This is a genomic window from Faecalibacterium butyricigenerans, from assembly GCF_020687345.1.
Lineage (GTDB): Bacteria > Bacillota > Clostridia > Oscillospirales > Ruminococcaceae > Faecalibacterium > Faecalibacterium butyricigenerans.
This window is the reverse complement of record NZ_JAJEQL010000036.1, coordinates 1-20,027: the sequence shown is the minus strand read 5'-3', so window position 1 is coordinate 20,027 and position 20,027 is coordinate 1. Positions and strand designations below refer to the sequence as shown.

Sequence of the window (20,027 nt, the reverse complement as noted above, 5' to 3'; positions counted from 1 at the left end):
TACCCGGCAGAGTTGGTCAAGGCCAAGTTCCTGAAACTGGACAGCCATCACATCGAGTTCGTCATGGACTGCCTGCGGGATAACACCACCAAAGTCCGTAACATCAAGCAATACCTGCGGGCCATGCTGTTCAACGCCCCCAGCACCATCAACAGCTACTATGCGTCCCTTGTGGCGCACGACATGGCGCAGCCCGATTGGGGCCGCCCGCCCAACACCTGACCGAAAGGAGTACCCATCCATGAGAACACTTTACCTGCGGCGGCTGGTGGTTCCACCCTAGCTGCCGCTCTGAATTTTCTGCAACAAGGAGGGATTCATATTGCAGGAAGAAGTCACCCAGAAAACTATTGCCCTGTCCATGAAAACGGGCAAGCTCACCGCCCAAGTGCTGCAAGCCGCGCTGAAAAAATACTTGCAGCATCGAGCCAAGGGGCCAAAGCTACACCACGGAAAGCAAAGCCTGAAACAGCTGAAAGCCCACGGCGCGGCCCTGACCAACATTGAGGTCACGGAAGCGAACATCGGGGTGTTCAAGCCCTGCGCCAAGAAGTACGGCGTGGACTTCACCTTGCGTAAGGACAAGACCACCCAGCCGCCCCACTACATCGTGATCTTCAAGGCCAAGGATACGGACAATCTGGAACAGGCGTTCCGGGAGTTCACAGCCAAAACGCTCTCCAAGGAGCAGCGGCCCTCCATCCGCAAGGTGCTGACCGCAGCCAAGCAGAAAGCGGCCCAGCAGCCGAAACGTGCGAAAGAAAAAATCAAGCAAAGGGAGCTGGAACGATGAAGCCTGAACTAAAAAAACTGCTGGTGCTGAATCTGCCATATCTGCTGTTCGTGTACCTGTTCGCCAAATGCGGGCAGGCGTACCGTCTGGCGGCGGGCGCGGATGCTTCGGCAAAGCTGCTCCACCTAACGAGCGGCATCTCTGCCGCCTTTGCAAGCCCGCTGCCCAGCCTGCATCCGTTTGACCTGTGCGTGGGCATTGCCGGGGCGGTGGCTGTCCGGCTCATCGTGTACAGCAAGGGCAAGAACGCCAAGAAGTACCGAAAGGGCGAGGAATACGGTTCTGCCCGGTGGGGCACCGCCAAAGACATTGCCCCGTACATCGACCCCAAGTTTGAAAACAACATCCTGCTGACCCAGACCGAACGCCTGACCATGACCGGGCGGCCCAAAGACCCCAAGACGGCCCGGAACAAGAATGTGCTGGTGATCGGCGGCTCCGGCAGCGGCAAGACGCGGTTTTACGTCAAGCCCAACCTCATGCAATGCTTTCCTACTTCCGACTATCCCACCTCATTCGTGGTCACAGACCCAAAAGGCACACTGGTTCTGGAAACAGGCCAAATGTTCCAGCGGGCAGGCTACCGGGTGAAAATCCTGAACACGATAAACTTTTCCAAGTCCATGAAGTACAACCCCTTTGTCTACATCCACTCGGAAAAGGACGTGCTGAAGCTGGTGAATACACTTATCGCCAACACCAAGGGCGAGGGCGAAAAGTCAGCGGAAGATTTTTGGGTGAAGTCGGAACGGCTGTTCTACACCGCGCTTATCGGCTACATCTGGTATGAGGCCCCGGCAGAAGAAATGAACTTCACCACCCTGCTGGAAATGATAAATGCCAGTGAAGCCCGTGAGGACGACCCGGAGTTTCAAAGCCCGGTGGACCTCATGTTTGAACGGCTGGAACAGAAAGACCCGGACCACTTCGCCGTCCGGCAGTACAAAAAGTTTTTGCTGTCGGCGGGCAAGACCCGTTCCTCCATCCTGATAAGCTGCGGTGCCCGTTTAGCCCCATTTGACATCCGGGAGGTGCGGGAACTGATGGAGGACGATGAAATGGAGCTGGACACCATCGGGGATGAAAAGACGATTCTGTTTTTGATTATGAGCGACACGGACACCACCTTCAACTTCATTCTCGCCATGCTCCAAAGCCAGCTTATCAACCTGCTGTGTGACCGTGCGGATGATAAATACGGCGGGCGGCTGCCTGTCCATGTACGGCTGATTCTGGACGAGTTCGCCAACATCGGGCAGATACCCAACTTCGACAAGCTGATCGCCACCATCCGCAGCCGGGAAATCTCGGCATCCATCATTTTGCAGAGCCAGTCGCAGCTGAAATGGAAAGAGCAGCAGGAGCAGGAGCAAGCCGAGCAACTGCCCCTTGCCGCCGAACAGAAAGGAGAACACATAGCATGAGCTAATTTATGTTTGACGGTCAAGAGCCGGAAAAAACAGAAATCTTGCGATAGGAACCGCCCGGACGAGGAATGGTTCACCGGGGCGGTTTCTATTTGAAAATCCTCATTTTCCCCAAGTCAAGAGCCGGGAAAAACACCCGAAAAATGCCCCTATTGCGTAACAGGGGCGCAGAAAGGAGAGTTTATGAGAACAGGGCTTACGAAGCAGGAAAAGACCACCGATATATGGTTTGACGAGAAAGACCCCCTTATCCATATCCGCACACACAACACCGACTTAAAGAAGCGGCTTGCCGCCTACTCCGGACAGCACCCCGACCAGTGCCGCCAGACCGACGCAGACCCCGAAACGGGCTGCATGGAGTTTGATATTGCAAAGGGGCGTTTCTCTTTCCGTCTGACCGCCCCATACAGTGAGGAACGGAGGAACGCCGCCAGCAAAGCGGCAAAGAAACATTCCGGCAACTTGACACACCCTATTCAAAAAGATGTGCTATAATTTTTTTGAAAAAGTTTCGGATTAGATGTAGTATTTGCCGCTGAAACCGTAGTACATAGGTGAAGCCCGAAAGGAGGTGGTGAGATGATAGACGACGAAAAAATCATAGAAATGTTTTTTGGACGTTCAGAACAAGGCATACGAGAGCTGGATATAAAATACGGAAAGGTCTGCCACAATCTTTCCTACCATATCGTAGGCAGCAGACAAGACGCGGAGGAATGTGTAAACGACGCTTATTTAGGCGCATGGAACGCCATTCCCCCGGCACGACCTAACCCGCTGCTATCTTATCTTGTTAAAATCGTTCGGAACATTTCACTCAAAATCTATTGGAGAAAGGAAGCAGCCAAACGGAGCAGCCATTACACGATTGCTTTGGAAGAAATTGAAGCCTGTATAGCAGCCCCGAATACAGTAGAAGCAGAAATCGAAGCCAAAGAGTTAGCCCGTATCATTGAAGCATTTTTAGACACGCTGACTACCGAAAACCGCGTTATTTTCATGCGCCGCTATTGGTTTTCCGACAGCTATAAGGACATAGCCGAGTTTATGGGGCTTTCAGAAAAAAACATTTCTGTCCGGCTGACCCGTATCCGCGAGAAGATGAAGCAATATTTGATTGAAAGAGAGGTATTCGTATGAACGCAAAGAAGTTTTCCGACGCTATGAGCGAGCTTGACACAAAATATGTCGATGAAGCCCTTAACTACAAAAAGAAAGCAAAGAAACCCGGTTGGGTTAAGTGGGGAGCTATGGCGGCTTGCTTTGCAGTAATTGCTGTTTTAGGCGTAGGCGTATTTCAAAGTGGATTGTTCGGGAACAAAACTGACATTGCCACTTTGGACAACGGAAATGAAATCATCTTTGTAAAATCGGAAACTGCTGGCTCAAGCATTAACATTGACGGGACTATAACAACAAGGCAACTTACGGAAACGGAAGCTGCATCTCTTTTTCCAAACTTGACCGTTACAGCTCATGCAGTTTTTCGTGTTGATGATACTGTTTCCGACAGCAACAAAGAATTGATTGGTTTTGAGGGAAAAATCGAAAATGCCAAAGTGGTAATATCTACAACGGATATAGCACTACTTGATACGAAGATTGTAGGAAGTGAAGAAAGTAGCGAAGTAAATGGCACAAGCGTGACGGCAGGATATTTTGTAACAGACCGGAACAGCGTGGGAGAACAGAATGTAATTTACTATGCGACCTTTAAGTTGGGAGATAGCACCGTATACGTTGAAAATGCGGGTGCAAAAACTGAAAGCGAAAGTGTGAAAAACGATTTGGCTACCATTATCCAAGAGCTGATAAATAATGGTGCGCTTGACCTAAGTTCTTTCAACGGATAACCCCATGAAAATTTAATACTACCATCAGGACAGCCGAGCAAATCGACTGTCCTTTTTCTATGTCTACGGACAGAAAGGAGCGACCACCCATGACGAAACCGAGAGAGAAAACCCGCGAGGAATTGCAAGCCGAGATTGAGGACGGAAAGAAGAAAATCCAGCAGTTTGAGAACCGGGAAAAAATGTTGCGTCAGAAGCTATCCAAAGAGGAACGCAGAACGCGCAGCCACCGCCTTATTGTCCGGGGCGCGGTCTTTGAAAGCGTTGTGCCGGAAGCAAAGAACATGACCGACGAGGAAGCCACAGCACTTCTCCGGCTTGCCTTGACGAGTGAACCAGCGCGGGAATATCTGAAAAAACGAGCCGAGGGAGCGACAAGCTGAAAATCCCTTAGGAACTAAGGGCGCACTTATACACCCTTGCGGGCGTGTGCGCTCTGCCGAGGGCTTATCTCCGCACAGGGAGCTTTCCCCGCGCTCCGATATGGCGGCTTTGCCGCAACAAGGGGCTGCACCCCTTGCGCCGCTTCGCGGCTATCCCTGCACACCCACAAAAACAGTACACCCGCCGTTGGCGTCTGTACCATTTTTGCGGGTTTTATTATCCTATCCGGGAGGTGATACCCATAGCCATTTACCATTGGAACATCGGCATTGTGAGCCGAGGAAAAGGCAAATCAGCCGTTGCCGCAGCCGCCTACCGAAGCGGTGAAAAGCTGACAAACGAATGGGACGGAATGACCCATGACTACACCCGTAAAGGCGGCGTTGTCCATACAGAAATCATGCTGCCGCCCCACGCGCCACCCTCATTCTCTGACCGTTCAACCTTGTGGAACAGCGTGGAGCTTTATGAGAAAGCCGGGAACGCCCAGCTTGCGCGTGAGATTGACGCAGCGCTCCCCATAGAATTATCCAGAGAGGAACAGATCCGGCTTGTCCGGGAATACTGTTCCTCTCAATTTGTTTCCAGAGGAATGTGTGTGGATTTTGCCATTCACGACACCGACAGCGGCAATCCCCATTGTCATATTATGCTTACCATGCGCCCCCTTGACGAGCGCGGCGCGTGGGCGGCAAAGTCCAAAAAGAAATATGACCTTGATGAAAACGGTGAGCGTATCCGCTTGCCAAGCGGCAGATATAAGACGCACAAGGTTGACCTCACGGGCTGGAACAGCCAAGAGAATGCGCTTGTTTGGCGCAAGGCATGGGCTGATATTTCAAACGACTATCTTGAGCGTGCCGGAAGCCCGGAGCGTATCGACCACCGCAGTAACGCCGAGCGCGGCATTGACGAGCTGCCCACCGTCCACATGGGCGTGGCGGCTTGCCAGATGGAGAAGAAAGGTATCGCCACCGAGAAAGGCGAACTGAACCGAAATATCCAAAAGGCAAACCGCCTTATCCGTGAAATCCGGGCGCAGATTGGGAAGCTCAAGGAATGGATTGCCGACCTGTTCAAAACGCGGGAAACCGCCCCGGAACAGCCGCCGCAATCTCCCAACCTTGCAAATCTGCTGATGAAGTATTTGAGCGTTCAGAGAGAAAAGAGCCGGAAGTATTCACAGAGTTGGCAACGGCAGCACGCAACCGATGAACTGAAAACCATAGCGGCAGCGGTCAACTATCTTTCCGAGCATGGTATCTCTAATCTTGACGAGCTGGACGCTTCTCTTTCCTCTGTCAGTGATAGAGCCTATTCAATCCGGGAGGGAATGAAAACCGCCGAGCAGCGCATGAAAGAACTGCAAAAGCTCATGGAGTACGGCAGAAATTATCAAACCTACAAGCCCATACAGGACGAGTATCGGCAAATCCGCTGGAAAGGAAAACAGGAGAAGTTTGCGGAAGCCCGCCGCGCCGAGCTTACCCTATGGGACGCGGCAAACCGCTATCTCCATGCAAATCTGCCGAAAGGAACAAAGACCTTGCCTATTGCGGAATGGGAACAGGAATATGCTGACCTCAAAACGCAGAGGGACAGCGATTATACCAAACTGAAAGATACCCGCGCCGAGGTTGCCGAGCTTCAAAAAATCCGCAAATGCGTGGATATTGCACTCCGCGCCGACCAGCCGGAACAGACACAGAACCGCGCCAAGCGGCATGAACAGGAGCGATAAAGGAAAGGACGGGCAAGCGGTTTTGCCTGTCCGTCCTAAATGTTTTCCGATAAAATGGACGCTATTGATTCCTAATATTAAAACCAACTTGCTCTTTCGTCCCTAAATTCGGGCAGGTCACTATGCTCATAAGGATTATAATTATTCAAATTGCAGCCAAACTCTTTCAATGATTTTATTTTATTATCCTTTGTCCATTCAACCAGGGAAATTCCATCAAATTCCTCTATGCTCCCATTGTTCATTTCATTTTTGAAATACCACTCCACAATCGTCTGATTTCCTTTGTGGAAAAATTGTTTGATTTCCCAAGCAACGACTTTGCCACGAGTATTCCATTCCTGAAACCAGTGTTTTACGATTTGACGGTTATTATATTTTGGACCCCAACTTTCAGTATAAATTACATCTTCTGCAAAAATATTATCAATACCTAAATCCTGTTTTGTAAGCCACATTTCAAACCATAAGTGAATATTTTTTTCTCTTTCATTCACAATCCAGCACCTCACTAACTTCCGATTTTTCGGTTTCATTCTACATCAAAACTATGAACAATTCAACCACAGAAAGAGAGGTATCAGCCATGTATTACACCCAAGAACAGATAGACCACGCCAACCAAGCCGACCTTGTTTCTTTCCTGCAATCACAGGGCGAGCAGCTTACCCGCGCCGGGAACGAGTACCGCTGGAAACGGCACGACAGCTTGACCGTCCGGGGAAACAAATGGTACAGGCACAGCCAGAGCAAGGGCGGCGGCCCCGTTGACTTCCTCATGGAGTTTTTCGGAAAGAGCTTTACCGAAGCCGTTGAACTTCTCACAGGAGAGAAAGGCGCAGCCCCACCGCCGGACAGCCCCGCGCCCCTCTCCGACTTCCGATTGCCGCCCCGCAGCCCCACCGCCGAACAAGTGAAAAGGTATCTTACCGAAGCCCGCCGCATTGATGAAGATGTGACGGGCTTTTTCATTTCCAGCGGCGATATTTACGAGGAAGCCGCCCATCACAACGCCGTATTCGTCGGCAGAGATGAAAGCGGCATACCGAGATACGCCCACCAGCGCGGCACAGCCGGGAGCTTCCGGCTTGATGTGAAAGGCAGCGACAAAGCCTTTAACTTCTGCTACCGGGGCGAGGGCGAAAGGCTGTTTGTCTTTGAAGCACCGATTGACCTTTTATCTTTCCTCTGCCTGTTCAAAAAGAAATGGCAGAAACAAAGCTACCTTGCACTGGGCGGCGTGGGAGAAAAAGCCCTGCTGCGTTTCCTCTCTGACCGTCCGAACATCAAGACCGTTTACCTCTGCCTTGACAGCGACCAAGCCGGAAACGACGCTTGCAGCCGCCTTGTGGAGCTTATGCCGGAGGGCTTGACCGTCCACCGTCTTATTCCCCTTTTCAAAGATTGGAACGAGGTGCAGACGCGCCGGGGAGAAATCGCGGACGGGAAGTATATCCGGGAAGCGATTTACGGCTTGAAAGAGCCGCCGCAGGAAGAAACCGTTGAGATTATCCGTATGAGCGAGGTGGACACACAGACCGTTGAATGGCTATGGGAGCCGTATATTCCCTTTGGGAAAGTAACCATTGTGCAAGGCAATCCCGGCGAGGGCAAGACCACCTTTGCCCTACGCCTTGCCGCCGCCTGCACCACCGGGCGGGAGCTTCCGAACATGAAGCCCCTGCCGCCGTTCAATGTGATTTACCAGACCGCCGAGGACGGGCTGGGCGATACCGTCAAGCCCCGCTTGATGGAAGCAGAAGCCGACCTTGACCGCGTACTTGTGATTGATGAAGCCAAGCGGGAGCTTACCCTCTCCGACGAGCGCATAGAAAAGGCAATCACGCAGAACGGGGCGCGTCTGATTATCCTTGACCCCATACAGGCGTACATGGGCGAAAAGACCGACATGAACCGGGCAAACGAAGTGCGCCCCATGTTCCGCCGCCTTGCCGATGTTGCCGAGCGTACCGGGTGCGCCGTTATCCTTATCGGACATCTCAACAAAGCTGCCGGAGGGCAGAGCGCATACCGGGGCTTAGGGTCTATCGACTTCCGCGCCGCAGCAAGGAGCGTCCTGCTGATCGGGCGCGTGAAGCGAGAACCGAATGTGCGCGTTATCGTCCATGACAAATCTTCCCTTGCGCCGGAGGGCAAGCCCGTTGCCTTTTGCCTTGACCCGGAAACGGGCTTTTCGTGGATAGGCGAATACGACATCACCGCCGACGAACTGCTGTCCGGCGCGGGCGGCAACAACGCCACCAAAACCGAGCAAGCCGAAAGGCTGATACTTGACCTGCTTGCAGACGGGAAAGAGCTTGCCAGCGAGGACATTGTAAAAGCCGCAGCCGAAGCCGGAATATCCGAGAGGACGGTACAGAACGCCAAGCGCAACATGGGCGGCATTTTAGGCGCAAGGCGTGTCGGCGGTCAATGGTACAACTTCATCAAGAAGAAGCAGCCACCCGAACCCGCAAGCTGAAAGTGCAAAACGCAGACCCTTTGCACTTTGCACTTTCGCACTTTCAGAGTTATAGAAGAATGACTATAAGCCCTTGTGCGCCGTAGCATGAGGGCTTTTTTCATGGAAAGGAGAGCCTATGAGCAATAAAGCCAGCACCCCCGCAAACGCTTCCCCTCTGACCGTAAAGGAAGCAGAACAGCCCGATATTGTGAAGAAAATCGGAAACACGACCTATCGGGTGAAAATCCACTTCAGCACCACCAGCAAGGAAACTATGAGCGATAAAATCAAGCGGCTTATTATGAACGATTGCGGGAAAATTTCTTAAAACCACCTTGACAAAATGTATCAGAAGATACGCTCCTGTCAGCAATGGAGCGGGCCGGGGCCGAAGATATGCCGGAGGACAAGGTGAATTGCTCCGCAGGAGCAAGAGAGGGTGGCCTGGGCCAAGCGGAACGCAAGGGGCTGGGTACTCCGGCCACCCGTGCGGCGATTCTGGAAAAGCTGGTGCAAATGGGCTTTGTACAGCGCAAGGGCAAACAGCTTGTCCCCACCAAGGACGGCATCAATCTGGCGGTGGTTCTGCCGGAAAGCCTGACCTCTCCCGCTCTGACTGCTGAATGGGAAAACCGTCTGACCGAGATTGCCAAAGGCAGCGCAGACCCGGACGAGTTCATGGCCGAAATTGAAGCGCAGGTGCGCCAGTTGGTCAAGACCTATTCCTGCATCAGTGCAGACAAACAAAATCTGTTCCAGTCGGAACGGGTTATCATCGGTAAGTGTCCCCGGTGCGGTGAAAACGTCTATGAGGGCAAAAAGAATTTTTATTGCGGGAACCGTGGCTGTCAGTTCGTAATGTGGAAGAACGACCGCTTCTTTGAGCAGCGGAAAAAGGCGTTCACCCCGAAGATCGCCGCCGCTCTGCTCAAAAACGGTAAGGCAAAGGTAAAGGGTCTCTACTCCGAGAAAACAGGAAAAACCTATGATGCAACGGTGCTTCTGGCAGATACGGGAGGCAAGTACGTCAATTACCGAATTGCGACAGATTCTATAATGTGATAGAATAAACTTAACTAACGGAACTTTGCAGGGGGATGCCGTAATGAAATTCACAGATAGATGTCCAGCTACTTGGAAAGAGCTACAGGATGATGTTGCGTTGCTTCTAAATCAATCGGGATATCGAGCAGTTAGCCCTTGTACAATTGATACCGTTCGTGGCAAAGTGGAAGTTGACGTTTTGGTCGAATCTCCTGACGAACTAGTTAAAAGAATTGTGTGTGAATGTAAATTCTGGAATTCTTCAGTTCCAAAAGAAAAAGTGCACGCATTCAGAACGGTTGTACAAGATTCTGGTGCATCATTGGGTCTTTTGATTTCACAAGCCGGCTTCCAATCCGGCGCGATTGAGGCTGCAAATCTTTCAAATGTACGCTTGATGACGTGGAATGAATTTACAGATATAATTGCCGACAAATGGACATTAACGCGATTAAAGCAGCTCAAAAAGGAATCTGTTCCATTGTCTGAATATACCAGCCCTCTTCATTTTCCATTTGATGACTTAAAAGATGAAGATGTCGGACGCTATCTAAAGGCTTGTGATAAATACAGGCCTTTGCGTACTACCTGTTGGGAAATTACTAGAAAAGATTTGAAAGAAAATGATTCTCTAACAGATTTTTGGTATAAGGGGTCGGAGTTCACAACAATCGAAAGTTATCTAAATTTTCTTTCAGATCAAGTAACAGCAGGTCTAAAAGAATTTGGCGAAATTCTTACAAATTCCAATATCACAATTCCACCTGAACGACTCGAAAAGTCGTATGGGTATATTTATATGTCCCTTTAACAGATTTCGGATAAGTTCATAATAAAATTACGAGGGCCGGTTATGGTAAGGTGAAGCATTCATTTTGCCATAACCGGCTCTCTCTATCCGTAGGATAGGGACAGTTCTTTGAAAGGAGCGTGCGATAATGAGCGAACTATTTTCCATCCAGCTGCAAAATCGGCAGCAGCAAGGCAGGGATGGCATCTGGCTGGACCTGCCCACTACAACCGAACAGGTACAAGCGGCCCTGCGGCAAATCGGCATTTCGTCCGATAATCCGCAGGGCCTTTTCATTTCCGGCTACTTTGCTGAGGAAGAAAAACGTATTGCGATTCCCTACAACATGGTGCTGGCATCCAATGTGGACGAGCTGAACTTTCTTGCCGCACGGCTGGAAACGCTTTCTGCCGGGGAACGCGCAGAGTTGAACGCCGCCCTGCAAACCCCGCAGAGTGAGTTTTCCAGCATTGGGAGAATCACCGACTTTCCCGAAAACGTGGACTATTATGTGCATCTGCCGGATGTACGCGGGCCTGCCCAGCTGGGTGACTACTATCTGAACCGTTCCGGCATGGTGGATATGCCGGAAGAATGGAAAGGTGGCATCGACACGGCGCAGTTTGGCCGTTATGTGGCCCAGCAGGAGCAGGGCGTATTTACCGAGTATGGCTACCTTGTTAAAAGCGGGGATGCGTGGCAGAAAGTCCACGAGGGCCAGCCTGTGCCAGAGGAATACCGGGTACTGTCTTTTCCTGCGCCGGAAGTCATGCGGGATGCAGCCAATATCCCGCCGCCTGTTCAGCCTGAAACGGAACCGCAGAAAGTTATTCCCATTATCCTGAACGGCAAGGACAGCGCAGAGCGCATGAAAGAAATCACGGACCGGTTAGAAACGGGCATCCAACAGCTGTTCGACAGCGACCGCTACAAAGCCTACCTCACCACGATGGCGAAATTCCACAATTACAGCTTCAACAACACATTGCTGATCGCCATGCAGGGCGGACAGCTGGTGGCGGGTTTCAACAAGTGGAAAGACACATTCCACCGCACCGTGAAGAAAGGTGAAAAGGGTATCAAAATCCTTGCTCCTGCGCCCTACAAGGTCAAGCAGAAGATTGAAAAACTAGACGAACAGGGCAAGCCGATTCTGGGCAAGGACGGCAAGCCGCTAACCGAAGAAAAGACGGTGCAGATTCCGGCCTTCAAGGTGGTGTCCGTGTTCGATGTCAGCCAGACCGAGGGCGAACCGCTGCCGACCATTGCCGTGAATGAACTGTCCGGCAGTGTGCAGGACTACCAAGATTTTTTCAAGGCGTTGGAACAGGCATCCCCGGTGCCCATCGGGTTTGAGGACATCGAGGGCGGGGCGCACGGCTACTTTCATCTGCTCGACAACCGCATTGCAATTCAGGAGGGCATGAGCCAGCTGCAAACCACCAAGACAGCCATCCATGAGATTGCCCATGCAAAGCTGCACGCCATCGACCCGAACGACCCAGAACAGACTAACCGCCCGGACAGCCGCACCCGCGAGGTACAGGCCGAAAGTGTGGCCTATGCTGTTTGCCAGTACTACGGGCTGGACACATCCGAGTATTCCTTTGGCTATGTGGCCGGGTGGAGTTCTGGCCGGGAACTGGCCGAACTGAAAGCCTCTCTGGAAGTTATCCGCAGCACAGCCCATGAGCTGATCTCTGCACTGGACGAACATCTGGCAGAGCTGCGCCAGCAGCGGGAAGCAGACCTTTCTGCTGCACAGGAGACTGCATTTGTGCTGGACAGTGGCAACACCCTGTTCATCCAGACTTGCGATTCCGGCTATGACTACACTCTGTACGGCCCAGACAACAAGGCTCTGGACGGTGGACAGCTGGACGCACCCGGTCTGACTCTGCCGGATGCCGGACAGGAAGCACTTAATCTGCTGGGGCAGACTGCCGCCGTGACGGAAGTTCTGTTGGGCGATAAGCTGGCGGCGTTCCAAGAGGCGGCGGAAAAGGCCAACGAAATTCCTGCACCCGTTAAAATTCCAGACCCCGCCGCAGAACCTACAGTCACGATTCTGTGGAGTGAAAGCGACAAGCTGCAGGACGGCGAAACCATGCCGCTGTCCGTGGCAAACCGCGTCTTTGAAGAACTGGACACCGCCCAGCACACGGACCGGGAAAAGGACGGCTACACGGGCGGCTGGTATGACAAAACAGCCTTCCGCATTGACTTTACTATGAACGGCCAGCCGGATAACTACGAGGGGCGGCAGGATTTTGGTGACGGAGAGGGCTCTTTGGTTCAATATATCCAGAACTACCACGAATACTACACTAAAGATGAAAATTGGAAGAATTTTGTTCTGCATAACAAAGGCCCGGAAGCATGGGAGCAGGACAAGGCAGAGCGCGAAATGGTGCTGACCGAGTTTATCCCGTACCTCAAACAACATTGCAACCTTTCGGCCATGGAGCAGACGGCCACCACCGCTTTGCAGGAGGGGCAGAACGCTTCGCCGGAACAGACTGCCTATTACAACGCTATTATTTCCTATGTACAGGACTGCCGCCCGCTGCTTAACCAAGGCCAGTATGACTTGCCGGAACCGCCCAAGCTGGCCGACTTTGACCAGACCTTGCAGGACTATAAGGCACAGGTGCAGGCCGAGATCGCGCAGGAAGCGGCCGCTGCCGGAATGACGGTAGAGGAATACGCAGCGGCAGGATTTGAAGCACCGCAGCAGGACAGCTTTTCCATCTACCAGCTGCGCAATGAGGATTCCACTCACGATTACCGTTTTGAGCCATACGACCGCCTGCAGGCCGCTGGCCGGACTGTGGACAAGGCCAACTATACGGAAGTGTACACCGCGCCGCTGGCTGCTGGCACCACATTGGAGGACATCTACCGTATATTCAATGTAGACTATCCGGCAGACTTTAAGGGGCATTCGCTGTCTGTTTCGGATGTGGTGGTGCTGCACCAGAACGGGCAGGACACCGCCCACTACTGCGACAGCGTAGGCTTCCAGCAGGTGCCGGAGTTCTTGCGGGAAAACCCGCTGCGCACCGCAGAACATTCCACCGAACATAACGAAAATATGATTGATGGCGTGCTGAACAATGCGCCCTCTCTGGGCGAATTGGAGGCTAAAGCAAAGGCTGGAGAACAAATCTCTCTGACGGACCTTGCCGCCGCAGTCAAGGCCGAAGAAAAGGCACCGAAAGCCAAGAAATTCCGCGCAGCCAAACCGAAAAAGCCGTCTATCCGGGCACAACTGGATGCCGCAAAAAAGGAACAGCGCAAGCAAACACAGCCACGGGAAAAGTCAAAGGAATTGGAGGTGTAAACCGTGCAGAAATTTGAAAATATGGATGTGATCGCTGCGCTGGAAGCTATCATGCACCAGAACACCGCATACTACCAGAGCGATTTTGCCTATGACATCAAGATGATGCGGGAAGCGGCCCGCAGCGACCAGCCGGAAGATAAGCTGCTGTTGTGGCTGTCCCGGCCTTCTGGAACATTCTGCTTCCGGGAACGGGATGTGCTGCTCAAAGACACCCAAGCCTACAACACATGGAAATTCTGCGGCGAGCAGACCCACGACAGGATTCTTGCCTATGCGGTGGAGCTGACCGGCGCAGCCAATGGAACCGTGCAAGGCAATCTGTATGAATTGGACTATCAGCAGCATTTCCAGCACATCCGGGAAGCCGCCCTGCCCGTGGGTGCCAACCGTCTGATCTACGAAAGCGGGATGCGGGAGATTGGCCCGAAAGAGCATTTCGACAGCCGCCCGGATAAATATTTCGGTGAACTCGTGCGGTATGAAATGCAGCCCCTTGACCCGGAACTTCTGCAAGCGGCTATCCGGCAGGAGCAGTATAGCCGGGAACCTGCACGGCCCGGTGATTTCAAAGAACACCTTGCGGCATTGCACACCGGACTGATCGAGGCCGAGGCCCAGCGCATTGTAACCGATATGAAGCGGCTGGCTGCTCCCAACAGCCCAGACAAGAATCATTTTATGGTGGAGGTGTCACCCTACTTCACCAAGCTGGCATCCAGCCGGGACACGGATCAGTTGCTTGCCATGCTGCCGTACAAGTCCCTGCACCTGTCCAGCGTGAAAGACCGTTTCGGTATCTACGCGCTGATTGACAAAAACGAGAACCGAGATAAGGGCATCCATAAGCCCCGTGCTTCCGTTCGCAAGCAGCTTTCCGAAACAAAACAGGCCGCCAGCCCGAAAAAGGCAGCGGCCCGCAGCAAGCAACACGAAATGGAGGTCTGACGCATGAATTTCAGCGTAGAAGAAGAAAATTTGATTTGTATGTACCACACTTCTGACCGCCGCCGGACGATGGCGCGGATGCTGGCCGCCCTGCCGGATATGGACACCGAAATGCGGCAACTGGCAAACAGCACCATTGCAAAATTGGAGCAAATGACCGATGCTGACTTTGACGGACAGAGATTAGATTTTACGGGTGAGTGATACCGCCAGCTTGACAACCACACATTGTTTTTAATTAAAGTAATGTGTCATTGTCAACACGGAAATAGCCGGACACGGTGGCCTTGTGGCTGCTGTGTCCGGCGTTTTTATTGGTATTAAAGATCGAAAAGGGAAATCTGGCATTGTTTACACGATTTAACCTTTCGCTCTTTTATTATATCGTCTGGCCCTATTTCGCCAAAAAGAAGTGGAGAATTAGGATTGTGCTGATGAAAATTCTTATCAACTGTTTTCAAACTATAATTAGCATAGCAATATAAACAGCCATTTTTACAAGTATTATATGTGCCAATGTCTATACTGGCAATGCAACCACATTCAAGTCGTTGATTCAGGTCTTTTTCAACACATAAATTGTAGTGTCCCAACCTTTCAAGGCGATTTTTATCAATGCAATGTGCATGCTCAACCCCAAAATGTTTGAAATCAGTTGCTTCTGCACAAGTATCTATATAAAGTCCGTGTTCATCTGCTATTTGTGAAAAGCGCTGGATGAGCTCAATTTGCTGTTGTGGGGTTTCCTTTTGAAGATTTAACGGTTGAGTATTTCGGGCTGTATTTCGATATAAATCCAAAAAACTCACTGTACATTTTTCAGTGTAACCTTCCAATCTTGATGCCAAAAGGTTGAAATACTTACAATGGTATTCCATTGTATAGCGCTCATTGAAAAAAATAGGATCATATCTCCATACTACACGCTCTTTTCCAATTTCCCTTGAAAGTCTTTGAAATGCAGGTATTATAACATCATTTTTCGAGGGAATGTTAGGTTCGACATCTTTGTTATAGGCATTTAAAGTGAACTGAAAATAATAATTATATTTTTCAAGTTCTGAAAGCCGTTTGAACATTGGCATCGGATTTTTTGTCCATAGGACTATTCCATCAACCACATTTGGAGATAAATTGATTTTTCCAATTTGATGAATATTCATGGGATTACGAACCAAAACATATTCATCTCGAAGCCGATTAAAAAACCATTCTGAATAATAGGTGGGAATATCAGTCCGCCGACTAGCACTTATTATCATGACTTTTAATCCTTCCTTATAAGCATCTGTGCGCTTGCACATGTGTTAAACGGATTATATTTTTTCATTGGTGTTAAATCAAACTTATTCTTATTTGTTGGGAATTCGCCCAACGACCTCTCTCCATAGGTATAGCCTCTTGGATAATAAACGCTTTTGGCATTATCATCACGAAATCGGCCTTTTAACGATTCAGAGCTAGTAAGGCGACTCCTTAAATCATCGAAATAGTCGCGACCCCCGCCATAACTTCGCCCAAGGTTTATATCATTTAAAATAATATAAGTATTCTTTGTGACTTTCGAATTATAGTATTCTGAAAAAGTTTCTAAAAAACTTCTTATATTATCACTGCTAGTATGTTTTTCCATATCAGAAAAAACATATTGAAACACAATAAGGTCTGGAATCCATGTTCCTTTGGAAATATCATTGATGATTTGGCAAGCATCCTTGTAAAAAAAGGAAATTTTGATTTTATCATTTTCAAACGACTTAATATCATCGTGAATATTTTTCCAAACAGATTCACTGTAATCAATTCCATGATATTCCAGTGTATCATATGTTAAAGTACCGTTTTCTCTTAAACAGTCAATTGCAAACAAATCAGTACAAGGACCACATCCAAAAGAGAGCACCTTAAGATTTTTGACAGTAAATAGACGAGTTGTACGTTCAAGAGCATACATTATTTCCGAAGTGTATCTATAAGAATATTTGCAAGTATAAAAATCTGCCATATTGGGACAATCATATTTTCTTTTCGGAGCACCATCTTTTGCACGATAAGGGTAATGAATGTACTCTAAACATTTTTCACAATCTTCCGGGCAAAATTCCCCATATGAACAATTTTCACACTGTTCATCACATTTATGATTTTGCCTTTTGCTGCAATTTTTAAGAATAGTATCAATAATCACGATGTTGCCTCCTTTTGCTGAATTAAAAATATACTGTGCTTTATCTTGTTGTTATTTGGAAACTATAAAATCACAATAAAATAAGCCTGCTTCTATGATTGCAGATGTATTAACCCAATCTTCCTTTAAGATCTATACTAGATTTTCATGTTATAGTTTCATCCATGATTTTTTGAATCGCATTGCAGGTATCATCAAAAGAAATATCCTTTGCATAGTCGTATTCCCTGCTATACTTGTTCCATTGCTTACGAAGTATATCGTTCCCCCGGATTTCCTGCATAATCTCCGGGTACTGCGTTAAAATTTTACCGCTACCACGCTTTTCCGTTGTCCGTTCCAGTGCCCGCCGCAATGTTGCCTTATCGCACTCTGCCCCGCGCAGAGCGTACAGAATGTAGATGTCGTAGTAATCTCTCGGACGGGTGTTTGCAATATTGCGGGACAGTACGGTTTCCAGCTTTTCGGCCAGAACTGTTTCGAGATTGTAGGCCAGAACGCTGATTGTGCGGTCATCGAACAGCATTGAAAAGGTGTACTCGATCTCGCGGGGCGTTATCATATCGCCAGTGGTGACATCCACCGTCAGCGGAACGCTGATCGGCGGGTAGTTGGCTTTCAACGATACCCGGATTCCGGGATAATCGTCTGTTTCCCGAATATCCGCAACGCCCACCACTTCAAACTGCACATCATCGTCAATCTGGACTGCACACACATCTTTAAAAATAGAAAGGATAGCTTCATGGGTCAGTGTAAAGCCCTTGATAGTCGTATCCAAATCCATAGTGGCCCGTGTGTCCAGACCAACGATAGCCGAAACCAGAAAGCCGCCTTTGATGATGAAGTTATGCTTATACGGTGAAAGTGAAATGCGTTCCAGCAGTCTTTCCAGCATATAGTTCTGCATCACAAGTTGCGCGGAAATATGCTTCTCGGCTGCTTTCTCTTTAATATAGGCTTTTAACTGCATCGGATTTTTTGTAATCATAATAAAATCTCCATGTAGCGCAGAACCTTTGGCTTCACACGAAGTCGTTCTGCGTACTGCATCAATTTGTGAATGTCTTTGTCTTTGGATGCGGCGTAACGCTTCATGGCTGCACCAACAATTTGTATATCGCTCCCACTGCCGCGCAGGATGTCGCACAGCGTCCGTTCCAAATCGTAAACACGAATGGGATTGCCGGATGGCGATTGGATTTCAATAATGCCGAAGTCATACTTTTCTGGAATAACACGCTTGACGATCAACTCCTCCTGCTTCAAGGACAGTGCATTGTAGCCCTTGGGAAAGGTCATCGTGTATCTTGCCGGGGTGCGGTCAGAATAGCCCAGCAGATAAAGGGCGGTATCATGCGAATAGATGCCGCGGCTATACTTCCGCTGCAACAGGTAAAAGTCATCTTCCCATGCACTGCTCTGTACATAAAGGCCGCGCCCGAAACGGTACAGTTCCCCGCTCTCGACAAAATCATGCAGATAGCCCCGATGTAAGCCGGCTTTCGTTAACTGTGCGGCCGTAATGATGCCATTGGGGGCAGACTGCACTATTTTTTCTACTTTGCCCATGTTGTTCATGCTATCACCTCACTTGACATTCACACATTATATTATATAGAAATAATGTGTGTTCGTCAACAGTGAATTAACAATCGCACATTATTTCAGTTAAAAGTAATGTGTCGTTGTTAAGTAATGCTCACAGGGTCTTATCCCTCTCCTGCCTGTGATTCTGGAATAGAACACCGTCCACATTCTGCTTGATGATGCCATACTCCTGCATCTGGCGTTTGGCTTCGGCGTACTGTCGTTGCAGCTGGTCTTTCTGCTCGGCCAGCTGCTTATATTCAGCTTTCAGTGCGTAGAGGTCGGGCAGCTTTTGAAAGCCCTGTTCTTTCAGGACCTTGGCCGCTGCTTCATAGAGAATCAGGGTGCCCTCGTGCTTGCGCCGGAACTGCTTTTTGTCAGCGGCCCGCTGATACTCCTGCACCAACGGGCGCAGCTCTTTATAGGTAGTAACATCCTTTATCAGCATGGCCATTTCTGCAAGTCTGCATTCGGCTGCTTTCAGCGCAGCGGCAGCCTCGGCGCTGGCGGCGGTGATCTCGGCCACCCGGCTTTCCAAATCCGGGTAACTATCAATTTCATGCTCCGTCAGGAAGTTCAGCGTCCGGGCAGCCTGTTTCAGATTATGGAGTTTTGCCCACTTCTCATACCCTGCGGACTGCTGGGCCTTGATGCTATTCTCCAAATCAATCCGCAGCGAAATTTTGCGGTTTTCTTTGGGCTTCCGCTCCACGAACCGCCCTTTGATGCGCTCGGTGATGGCTTCTTCGGTGTAGGCTTCGCCCAGCGTTTTGCAGCGGGTGAACCGCCCCTGTCCGGGCGCACGGAACGACACATACTTGCCCCTCTTGACCTCATAGTTTTGCTCCTGCAGGAGCCGTAGAAAATCGTCAAAATCCTTGGCCTGCGGGATGGTGGTATCTATGGCAGCTTTCAGCTTCGCCTTCCAGCTCGTGCCTTTTCGGTGCGCGTCCCACTCGGCATAGCTCTTGCCCCGGTCTTGACCGGGCATTACCACGGATAGGTTATGTTCCTTGCACAGCCGGTCACTGGTGCGCCGGATGTAGGAATAGCTCTGTCGGTTGGAAACATACTTTCGTTGGTTCACCATGTCCACGGCACAAAAGATGACGTGGTTATGGACGTGCCCTTTGTCAATGTGCGTGGTCAGCACATACGGGTATTTGCCTTGCAGGACTTCATCTGCAAGCTGCCGGCCAATCTCGTGGGCCTGCTCCGGCGTGGTTTCGCCCGGCGCAAAAGACTGTATCAGGTGGTGGGCCAGATTGTTGCCTTTCTGCATGGCTTGTGATAGCAGCAGTTCAAATTCGATGTCGGCGGTTTCATAGGAGCAGGCAAAGGAGGACACCAGCATTTTTTCATCCGTCTTGGCTGGATTCTCGATGTAGTCCAGTGCCTTTTTCAGCGTTGACTTGATAGGATGTATCTTTGTAACTGCCATATCTGTGCCAGCGCTCCT

At 50.1% G+C, this 20,027-nt stretch carries 20 protein-coding genes and 1 pseudogene; 15 read left to right on the top strand and 6 right to left on the bottom strand.

Features of this window, described 5'->3' with window-relative positions; translation table 11 throughout:
- The 8 genes from LKD23_RS11010 to mobQ form a co-directional block, all read left to right on the top strand.
- Window positions 1–222, top strand: a 222-nt coding sequence (locus tag LKD23_RS11010; protein ID WP_227621688.1) for a DUF6017 domain-containing protein, incomplete at its 5' end; no start/stop codon positions are given.
- A 100-nt stretch (window positions 223–322) separates the two neighbouring features.
- Entirely contained in the window at window positions 323–793 is a 471-nt protein-coding gene (locus LKD23_RS11005) for a PcfB family protein (protein ID WP_005922912.1), read from the top strand.
- Window positions 790–2,217 (top strand): VirD4-like conjugal transfer protein, CD1115 family, encoded by a 1,428-nt coding sequence (locus tag LKD23_RS11000; RefSeq protein WP_255668231.1) that lies wholly within the window; start codon window positions 790–792, stop codon window positions 2,215–2,217. The genes LKD23_RS11005 and LKD23_RS11000 overlap by 4 nt, the downstream gene beginning before the upstream one ends.
- Before the next feature lie 186 nt (window positions 2,218–2,403).
- Complete coding sequence (locus LKD23_RS10995) at window positions 2,404–2,718, top strand: hypothetical protein (RefSeq protein WP_107630935.1); 315 nt, start codon at window positions 2,404–2,406, stop codon at window positions 2,716–2,718.
- An 84-nt stretch (window positions 2,719–2,802) separates the two neighbouring features.
- The gene (locus tag LKD23_RS10990; protein ID WP_005922902.1) at window positions 2,803–3,363 is read left to right on the top strand and encodes an RNA polymerase sigma factor; all 561 of its coding nucleotides are present in this window, start codon (window positions 2,803–2,805) and stop codon (window positions 3,361–3,363) included.
- Entirely contained in the window at window positions 3,360–4,076 is a 717-nt protein-coding gene (locus LKD23_RS10985) for a hypothetical protein (RefSeq protein WP_227621687.1), read from the top strand. The genes LKD23_RS10990 and LKD23_RS10985 overlap by 4 nt, the downstream gene beginning before the upstream one ends.
- An 89-nt stretch (window positions 4,077–4,165) precedes the next feature.
- Complete coding sequence (locus LKD23_RS10980) at window positions 4,166–4,459, top strand: DUF3847 domain-containing protein (RefSeq protein WP_015516242.1); 294 nt, start codon at window positions 4,166–4,168, stop codon at window positions 4,457–4,459.
- Between the two features lie 134 nt (window positions 4,460–4,593).
- A complete protein-coding gene (gene mobQ, locus LKD23_RS10975; RefSeq protein ID WP_431834203.1) occupies window positions 4,594–6,201 on the top strand; it encodes a MobQ family relaxase in 1,608 nt (535 codons plus the stop codon).
- 77 nt (window positions 6,202–6,278) lie between these two features.
- Here the strand turns inward: mobQ and LKD23_RS10970 are convergent, their stop codons facing one another.
- Window positions 6,279–6,698 carry a nuclear transport factor 2 family protein gene (locus LKD23_RS10970; RefSeq protein ID WP_055059684.1) on the bottom strand — a complete coding sequence of 140 codons (420 nt, stop codon included), beginning with the start codon at window positions 6,696–6,698 and terminating at the stop codon, window positions 6,279–6,281.
- Window positions 6,699–6,787: 89 nt separating this feature from the next.
- Between LKD23_RS10970 and LKD23_RS10965 the strand changes: the two genes are divergently transcribed.
- The 7 genes and pseudogenes from LKD23_RS10965 (at window position 6,788) to LKD23_RS10935 (ending at window position 14,994) form a co-directional block, all read left to right on the top strand.
- Window positions 6,788–8,683, top strand: coding sequence for an AAA family ATPase (locus LKD23_RS10965; protein ID WP_227621691.1), 1,896 nt, complete (start codon window positions 6,788–6,790; stop codon window positions 8,681–8,683).
- A gap of 118 nt (window positions 8,684–8,801) precedes the next feature.
- Window positions 8,802–8,993 (top strand): transposon-encoded TnpW family protein, encoded by a 192-nt coding sequence (locus tag LKD23_RS10960; RefSeq protein WP_055059682.1) that lies wholly within the window; start codon window positions 8,802–8,804, stop codon window positions 8,991–8,993.
- Window positions 8,994–9,013: 20 nt separating this feature from the next.
- Window positions 9,014–9,727 (top strand): annotated as a pseudogene (locus LKD23_RS10955) (DNA topoisomerase); the annotation flags it as partial.
- A gap of 43 nt (window positions 9,728–9,770) precedes the next feature.
- A complete protein-coding gene (locus tag LKD23_RS10950) occupies window positions 9,771–10,520 on the top strand; it encodes a restriction endonuclease (protein WP_120120746.1) in 750 nt (249 codons plus the stop codon).
- 127 nt (window positions 10,521–10,647) lie between these two features.
- Window positions 10,648–13,842 (top strand): YodL domain-containing protein, encoded by a 3,195-nt coding sequence (locus LKD23_RS10945; RefSeq protein WP_227621686.1) that lies wholly within the window; start codon window positions 10,648–10,650, stop codon window positions 13,840–13,842.
- Window positions 13,843–13,845: 3 nt separating this feature from the next.
- On the top strand, window positions 13,846–14,790 hold the full coding sequence (locus tag LKD23_RS10940; RefSeq protein WP_438359809.1) for a hypothetical protein: 945 nt from the start codon (window positions 13,846–13,848) through the stop codon (window positions 14,788–14,790).
- A 3-nt stretch (window positions 14,791–14,793) separates the two neighbouring features.
- Window positions 14,794–14,994, top strand: coding sequence for a transposon-transfer assisting family protein (locus tag LKD23_RS10935; protein WP_227621685.1), 201 nt, complete (start codon window positions 14,794–14,796; stop codon window positions 14,992–14,994).
- Window positions 14,995–15,110: 116 nt separating this feature from the next.
- Here LKD23_RS10935 and LKD23_RS10930 read toward each other — a convergent pair whose 3' ends face one another.
- The 5 genes from LKD23_RS10930 to LKD23_RS10910 form a co-directional block, all read right to left on the bottom strand.
- Window positions 15,111–16,052 carry a DUF1848 domain-containing protein gene (locus LKD23_RS10930; protein ID WP_227621689.1) on the bottom strand — a complete coding sequence of 314 codons (942 nt, stop codon included), beginning with the start codon at window positions 16,050–16,052 and terminating at the stop codon, window positions 15,111–15,113.
- 5 nt (window positions 16,053–16,057) lie between these two features.
- Entirely contained in the window at window positions 16,058–16,978 is a 921-nt protein-coding gene (locus LKD23_RS10925; protein WP_227621684.1) for a hypothetical protein, read from the bottom strand.
- 145 nt (window positions 16,979–17,123) lie between these two features.
- Complete coding sequence (locus tag LKD23_RS10920; RefSeq protein WP_227621683.1) at window positions 17,124–17,969, bottom strand: nucleotidyl transferase AbiEii/AbiGii toxin family protein; 846 nt, start codon at window positions 17,967–17,969, stop codon at window positions 17,124–17,126.
- Entirely contained in the window at window positions 17,966–18,559 is a 594-nt protein-coding gene (locus tag LKD23_RS10915) for a type IV toxin-antitoxin system AbiEi family antitoxin domain-containing protein (protein ID WP_227621682.1), read from the bottom strand. Before LKD23_RS10915 ends, LKD23_RS10920 begins: the two co-directional genes overlap by 4 nt.
- A gap of 121 nt (window positions 18,560–18,680) precedes the next feature.
- Window positions 18,681–20,009: a relaxase/mobilization nuclease domain-containing protein gene (locus LKD23_RS10910; RefSeq protein ID WP_227621681.1), complete on the bottom strand. Its 1,329-nt coding sequence runs from the start codon at window positions 20,007–20,009 to the stop codon at window positions 18,681–18,683.
- Window positions 20,010–20,027 lie beyond the last annotated feature (18 nt).

Coding starts and splice junctions, on each gene's coding strand:
- LKD23_RS11000 (WP_255668231.1), top strand. CDS start 790: ATGAAGCCTGAACTAAAAAAACTGCTGGTGCTGAATCTGCCATATCTG.
- LKD23_RS10995 (WP_107630935.1), top strand. CDS start 2,404: ATGAGAACAGGGCTTACGAAGCAGGAAAAGACCACCGATATATGGTTT.
- LKD23_RS10990 (WP_005922902.1), top strand. CDS start 2,803: ATGATAGACGACGAAAAAATCATAGAAATGTTTTTTGGACGTTCAGAA.
- LKD23_RS10985 (WP_227621687.1), top strand. CDS start 3,360: ATGAACGCAAAGAAGTTTTCCGACGCTATGAGCGAGCTTGACACAAAA.
- LKD23_RS10980 (WP_015516242.1), top strand. CDS start 4,166: ATGACGAAACCGAGAGAGAAAACCCGCGAGGAATTGCAAGCCGAGATT.
- LKD23_RS10965 (WP_227621691.1), top strand. CDS start 6,788: ATGTATTACACCCAAGAACAGATAGACCACGCCAACCAAGCCGACCTT.
- LKD23_RS10960 (WP_055059682.1), top strand. CDS start 8,802: ATGAGCAATAAAGCCAGCACCCCCGCAAACGCTTCCCCTCTGACCGTA.
- LKD23_RS10950 (WP_120120746.1), top strand. CDS start 9,771: ATGAAATTCACAGATAGATGTCCAGCTACTTGGAAAGAGCTACAGGAT.
- LKD23_RS10945 (WP_227621686.1), top strand. CDS start 10,648: ATGAGCGAACTATTTTCCATCCAGCTGCAAAATCGGCAGCAGCAAGGC.
- LKD23_RS10935 (WP_227621685.1), top strand. CDS start 14,794: ATGAATTTCAGCGTAGAAGAAGAAAATTTGATTTGTATGTACCACACT.
- LKD23_RS10930 (WP_227621689.1), bottom strand. CDS start 16,052: ATGATAATAAGTGCTAGTCGGCGGACTGATATTCCCACCTATTATTCA.
- LKD23_RS10920 (WP_227621683.1), bottom strand. CDS start 17,969: ATGATTACAAAAAATCCGATGCAGTTAAAAGCCTATATTAAAGAGAAA.
- LKD23_RS10915 (WP_227621682.1), bottom strand. CDS start 18,559: ATGAACAACATGGGCAAAGTAGAAAAAATAGTGCAGTCTGCCCCCAAT.
- LKD23_RS10910 (WP_227621681.1), bottom strand. CDS start 20,009: ATGGCAGTTACAAAGATACATCCTATCAAGTCAACGCTGAAAAAGGCA.